The organism is Allobosea sp. 01N443 (genome assembly GCF_056399325.1).
Genome location: NZ_JBFTRC010000265.1, coordinates 1 through 6,166, shown reverse-complemented (window position 1 = coordinate 6,166; position 6,166 = coordinate 1). Strand labels below are relative to the sequence as shown.

Annotated in this window: 6 protein-coding genes and 1 pseudogene; 6 read left to right on the top strand and 1 reads right to left on the bottom strand. The window is 63.3% G+C overall.

What is annotated here, in order from left to right; genetic code table 11:
* A partial coding sequence (locus AC1DRP_RS34030) for a GntR family transcriptional regulator (RefSeq protein WP_476770838.1) occupies positions 1-238 on the bottom strand: 238 nt, incomplete at its 3' end.
* 509 nt (positions 239-747) lie between these two features.
* On the opposite strand from AC1DRP_RS34030, the gene AC1DRP_RS34025 reads away from it, so the two are divergent.
* The 6 genes and pseudogenes from AC1DRP_RS34025 to AC1DRP_RS34000 all read left to right on the top strand — a co-directional run.
* On the top strand, positions 748-1,074 hold the full coding sequence (locus AC1DRP_RS34025; protein ID WP_441506195.1) for a cupin domain-containing protein: 327 nt from the start codon (positions 748-750) through the stop codon (positions 1,072-1,074).
* Entirely contained in the window at positions 1,071-2,303 is a 1,233-nt protein-coding gene (locus tag AC1DRP_RS34020; RefSeq protein WP_441506196.1) for an NAD(P)/FAD-dependent oxidoreductase, read from the top strand. Before AC1DRP_RS34025 ends, AC1DRP_RS34020 begins: the two co-directional genes overlap by 4 nt.
* A gap of 538 nt (positions 2,304-2,841) precedes the next feature.
* Positions 2,842-3,759, top strand: a complete 918-nt coding sequence (locus tag AC1DRP_RS34015; RefSeq protein WP_476770837.1) for an ABC transporter permease subunit — start codon at positions 2,842-2,844, stop codon at positions 3,757-3,759.
* Between the two features lie 3 nt (positions 3,760-3,762).
* Entirely contained in the window at positions 3,763-5,145 is a 1,383-nt protein-coding gene (gene livM, locus AC1DRP_RS34010) for a high-affinity branched-chain amino acid ABC transporter permease LivM (RefSeq protein ID WP_113514117.1), read from the top strand.
* A pseudogene (locus tag AC1DRP_RS34005) lies at positions 5,145-5,954 on the top strand (ABC transporter ATP-binding protein); the annotation flags it as partial. The gene livM and the pseudogene AC1DRP_RS34005, both read left to right, overlap by 1 nt.
* Positions 5,955-5,980: 26 nt before the next feature.
* Positions 5,981-6,166, top strand: a 186-nt coding sequence (locus AC1DRP_RS34000) for an ATP-binding cassette domain-containing protein (RefSeq protein ID WP_476770836.1), incomplete at its 3' end; no start/stop codon positions are given.

Here is a 6,166-nt window from a genome sequence, read left to right as displayed (position 1 = left end):
GGATGTCGACCAGCCCCTGCTGTGCGAGGCGGATCAGGGCCTCGCGAACCGGCGTGCGCCCGACCCCGACGAGATCGATCAACTGGGCTTCGGTCAGCACCGCGCCGGGCCTCAGGGAGAGCGTCACGATGGCCTCCTCGAGACGGCGATAGGCGGTCTCCGAGAGGCTCGTCGCAGCGCCGGGCGGAACACGCACATCCGTCTCGGGAGGCAGCTGGGTTTCTTCGTTGGAGCGCATGCTCATTTCGCTCCCGCGGGACGGAAGGCGAGGATTGACGCGACATCCAGCATTGATATATCACCATGACCGATACGGGCCGGCCGCAGCCGCAATGCAATCTGCAAGCGAAACGTCCTCATACGCAAGAAGCATTCTGCGATGACGAAATGCATCAGCGCCCTGCCTTCCGGACCACCAGGCTCACGCCCCACTGACGAGCTCGACTTCGCCGAGATCGCCCCGCGCCGATCGCTTCGCGGCGCATATCGGCGTCGACGATCTCTCGCCAAATCTGGTTGCAGGGCCGAGACCGGAGCAATCCGTCGCTGGACCTATTCGCGGCTCGACGTCGCGGCGCGACTCGGCCAGAACATCAAGCTGGTCGAGGCGGCGGTGATCAACTCGCGTGATCGCCACATGTATCGCACGGGAGGGTGCGGAGCGCGCCTGCCTTGCGGCCGTCGTCAAGGCAGCGGAAGCCAAGTGGCTAGCCTGCCGAAACTCTGATCCATTCTCCGGGAGGTACCGTGGCCTTTACCTGCACGACACCCGCCGTTCCAACCGTCCAGCAGGACGACGAGACGATCCGCATCACCCGTTGGGACTTCGAGCCCGGTGCCGTGACCGGCTGGCACAGCCATGGCTGGCCCTATTTCGTCATCATGCTGTTCGACGGCACGCTGCGCATCCATGACGGGACGAATGTCACCGACGTTCCGTTGGCTCAGGGCCAGGCCTATATGCGCCCGGCCGGCATCCAGCATGACGTGATGAACGGCTCGGACCATCCGATCGCCTTTATCGAGATCGAGGTGAAGAAGCCGGGCGCCCTGAAGGAGCTCAGCCTTTCATGAAGATCGCGATCGTCGGAGCAGGCATTGTGGGCATCGCCACTGCGCATGCCCTGCTTGACGACGGTCACGAGGTTCTGATCATCGATAAGGAAGGGCCGGCCTTCGGCCCTTCACGCGGCAATGCCGGCTGGATCGCACACACGGACATCCTGCCGATTGCGAGCCCGAAGAACCTGCGGCAGGTGCTGAGATTCCTGGCCGATCCGCTTGGACCGCTCGCCATCCGCCCTGTCTATCTGCCAAAGCTCCTGCCCTGGCTCGTCCGCTTCATCCTGGCCGCGCGCCCAGCCGCCTATGAACGCTCGATCCAGGGCCTCGGCGCCCTGCAGCAACAGGCGTTGCCGGCCTGGCTGAAACTGGCCCAGACCACGCATCTCAGCCGCCACATTCATCGCAATGGCGGTCTCTACGCCTTCACCGACAACGCCGCCTTCGCGGAAGCTAGGCGTATTGCGCAGCGGCAGGCCGAATTTGGCATCAAGGTCGAGATGATCGGCCCTGACGTGCTTCGCCAATTCGAACCCGCCCTGAAGGACCGCTTCGTCGGAGCAGCGTTCCACCCCGAGACCGCCCATATCAGCGACCCGCTCGAACTGTCGCTCGCCCTTTTCGAGGCGGCGCTGGCGCGCGGCGCCCAATTCGAGAAGGCCGAGGTCATCAACCTCTCAATGGCCGCGCGCCCTGCCCTGATCGGCCGCGACGGCTGGCAGCGCGTGGTCGACCGCGCCGTGATCGCCGCAGGAGCCTGGTCGAGGCCGCTCGCTGCCGCTCTCGGAAACGCTGTGCCGCTCGAGACCGAGCGCGGCTACAATGTCAGCTTCCCCGGCAGCACGGGGCTGACATCCCGGCCCATCGGTTTCGAAGGGCATGGCTTCGTCATGACCCCGCTCGACAGCGGCTTGCGCATTGGCGGCGCGGTCGAGTTCGGTGGCCTCGATGCACCACCCAATCCCGCGCGGACGCGGGCGCTCTATGATAAGGCCGCCAACCTCGTCGACGGCTTGCCTGCCTTCGGCAGTGGCCGTCTCTGGATGGGTTTCCGGCCGTCATTGCCGGATTCCCTACCGGTGATCGGCAAGGCAGCGCGCAACCCAAGCGTCGTGCTCGCCTTCGGACACGGCCATTACGGCATGACGCAATCTGCGGTGACCGGCGGCCTCGTCGCCGATCTGATCGCCGGTCGCCCGTCGGCGATTGATCTCGGCCATTTCAGCCCGAACCGGTTCTGAGGGGCGGCATGGCTGATCCCGACCTGATCATCCATATCAATGGTTGGCCGGGCTGCGGGAAACTGACCATCGGCCGCGAGCTGGCGAAGCGGCTGGGCGCGCCCCTCACATCCCCCGACGCACGACCATGCCGCCAAGGGCGGCAGTGCCAGGACGTTATTATACCTTCGATCGAGGGCTGGCCCCGGATGATCGACGACAGCACGATCGTCACCGACGATCGCGCCCCGCAGACCCGCGGCTGCAAGGTGACCGATCGCACCCGACAGCCCCTGCCAACACCCGTTTTACTTGCACGAAGGAGGATGCCGCACCGCACAACAGACAATCATCTTGCGCCAAATTGGCGCTGCACTGCACAGAATTCTGCCTGTTTCGAGAGCAAGCGGTCCGAGATTGCTTTTGACAGAAATATGGCATGGGTGGATTGTCGCAGGCGCAAGCCATTGGTAGCTCTGCATAGCAATCGCATCCCGCATGCGTCGGCGTCATGCCGGCGAAGAGAACGGGAGCTGGTTCGAGGGGTTAGACGTCGTCAATGGAAGTATTCCTCCAGCAGCTCATCAACGGGCTGACCCTGGGGTCGATCTACGGCCTCATCGCCATCGGCTACACGATGGTCTTCGGAATCATCGGCATGGTGAACTTCGCCCATGGCGACGTTTTCATGCTCTCCGCGTTCATTGCGCTGATCTTCTTCATGCTGATCGCCTCCTGGTTCGGCGCCGGCCTCATCGTCCTGGCATTGATCTTCGTGCTGGTGCTGGCGATGTTCTTCACGTCGCTGTGGAACTGGACGATCGAGCGTGTCGCCTACCGGCCGCTGCGCGGTTCCTTCCGACTGGCCCCACTGATTTCGGCCATCGGCATGTCGATCTTCCTGACGAATTTCGTCCAGGTCGTGCAGGGCCCGCGCAACAAGTCGATCCCGCCAATGCTGAACAAGTCGATCACGCTGATCGACAGCGCGACCTACACGGTCCAGATCTCCTACAAGCAGATCGTCATCATCCTCACCACCGCGATCCTGCTCGCCGCCTTCTGGTTCATCGTGCAGAAGACCTCTCTGGGTCGCGCCCAGCGCGCCTGCGAACAGGACMGCAAGATGGCCGGCCTGCTCGGCATCGACGTCGACCGCACCATCTCCATCACCTTCGTGATGGGCGCAGCGCTCGCCGCCGTCGCCGGTGTGATGTACCTCGTGCTCTACGGCGTCGTGAATTTCGCCGACGGCTTCACGCCAGGCGTGAAGGCCTTCACCGCGGCGGTTCTGGGTGGCATCGGCTCCCTTCCCGGCGCCGTGATCGGCGGATTGCTGATCGGCCTGATCGAAGTGTTCTGGTCCGCCTATTTCACCATCGACTACAAGGACGTCGCCGCCTTCTGCATCCTTGCGGTGGTGCTCGTCTTCATGCCGTCCGGGATCCTCGGTCGTCCCGAAGTCGAGAAGGTCTGACGCATGGCTCCCGTCACACAGTTACCGGCCGCACGCCAACTCGACATGATGAAGGCGCTGAAGGAAGCCGCCTTCGCCGCCGTCGTCACCTTCGGCCTGTGCATCCCCATCATCGCCTGGGGCACACGCCAGAACCTCGACAACGTCCTCGTCCTCGATCCACGTTGGGACGCCGTCGCCTGGGCTGTTGCGATCATCTTCGTCGGCCGCTTCCTGATGGCGTTGCGCCAGCAGAAGCGCGGCGAAGGCAAATCGGTGGTGCGGCTGCTGCCACATGGCACGATCGGCTTCTTCCAGCGCCATTCGCGCCTGTTCTCACTGGCCGGGCTCGGCTTTCTCGTCACTTTCCCGATCATTGCCATCACGCTGGCGGGCTGGGGCGGCGCGCTGAAGTGGATCGACAATTTTGGCGTTCAGATCCTGATCTACGTCATGCTCGGCTGGGGGCTGAACATCGTTGTCGGCCTCGCCGGCCTGCTCGATCTCGGATATGTCGCCTTCTACGCCGTCGGCGCCTATTCCTACGCGCTGCTCGCCAAGAATTTCGGCCTGTCCTTCTGGATCCTGCTGCCGATGTCCGGGATCCTCGCGGCCTTCTGGGGCATGCTGCTCGGCTTCCCCGTCCTCAGGTTGCGCGGCGACTATCTCGCTATCGTCACCCTCGCCTTCGGCGAGATCATTCGCCTCATCCTGATCAATTGGGTCGAGTTTTCGAACGGCTATGCCGGCATCTCCGGGATTCCGCGCCCCACCTTCTTCGGCATCCCGTTCACGGCCGCCGATGATGGCTTTGCCGCAGTGTTCGGGCTCGAATTCTCGCCGCTCTATCGCACCATCTTCCTCTACTACGTCATCCTCGGACTGGCCCTGCTCACAGCGTTCGTCACGCTGAGGCTGCGTCGCCTGCCGGTCGGACGCGCCTGGGAGGCGCTACGAGAGGACGAGATCGCCTGCCGCTCGCTCGGCATCAACACCACCAACACCAAGCTGACGGCCTTTTCGCTCGGTGCAATGTTCGGTGGCTTCGCTGGCTCATTCTTTGCTGCACGCCAGGGCTTCATCTCGCCTGAGTCTTTCGTCTTCATGGAATCGGCGATCATTCTCGCCATCGTCGTGCTCGGCGGCATGGGCTCGCTCTGGGGCGTCGCCATCGCGGCCAGCGTGATGATCGGCGGCACCGAACTCCTGCGCGAACTCGATTGGCTGAAGCAGATCTTCGGCCCCGATTTCGATCCGACCAAATACCGCATGCTGATCTTCGGCTTCGCCATGGTCGTAATCATGATCTGGAAGCCACGCGGACTGATATCGACACGCGAGCCGACAGCCTTTCTCAAGGAGAAGAAGGCGATCTCGGCCGATATGGTCCAGGAAGGCCACGGCTGATGACAACCCCTCCTCTGCTTCAGGTCGAACATCTGACGATGCGCTTCGGCGGCCTCACCGCCGTCAACGATCTTTCCTTCGAGGCACGCAAGGGCGACATCACCGCCCTGATCGGCCCCAACGGAGCCGGCAAGACCACCGTCTTCAACTGCATCACGGGCTTCTACAAGCCGACCGAAGGCATGATCACGCTGACCCAGGACAGCGGCGCGAGCTTCCTGCTCGAGCGCATGCCCGACTTCCGGATTTCCTGGAAGGCCAAGGTCGCCCGCACCTTCCAGAACATTCGCCTGTTCGGCGGCATGACCGTGCTGGAGAATCTGCTTATCGCGCAGCACAACCCGCTGATGATCGCGTCGGGCTTCACCTTCCTCGGCGTGCTCGGCATCGGCGGCTACAAGGCGCGCGAGAAGGAAGCGATCGAGAAGGCCAAGTTCTGGCTGGAGAAGATCAACCTGATCGATCGCGCCGACGATCCGGCCGCCGACCTGCCCTATGGCGATCAACGCCGCCTCGAGATCGCGCGCGCCATGTGCACCGACCCCGTGCTGCTCTGCCTGGACGAACCCGCGGCGGGCTTGAACCCGCGCGAGAGCCACGATCTCAACACGCTTCTGCTCTCGATCCGCAAGGATATCGGCACGGCCCTGCTGCTGATCGAGCATGACATGTCGGTGGTGATGCAGATTTCCGATCACGTCGTGGTGCTCGACTATGGCACCAAGATCTCCGACGGCACCCCGGCCGAGGTGCAGGCCGATCCGCGCGTGATCGCGGCCTATCTCGGCGTCGACGACGAGGAAGTCGCCAAAGTGGAAGCAGAGGTCGGATTGTGATGACGGACGCCGCGCCTCTGCTCTCCGTTCGCGGGGTCAAGACCTATTACGGCAAGATCATCGCTCTGAAGGGCGTCGATGTCGACGTGCATGAGGGTGAGATCGTGACGATGATCGGCGCCAACGGCGCCGGCAAATCGACGCTGATGATGACGATCTTCGGCAATCCGCAGGCCCGCGAAGGC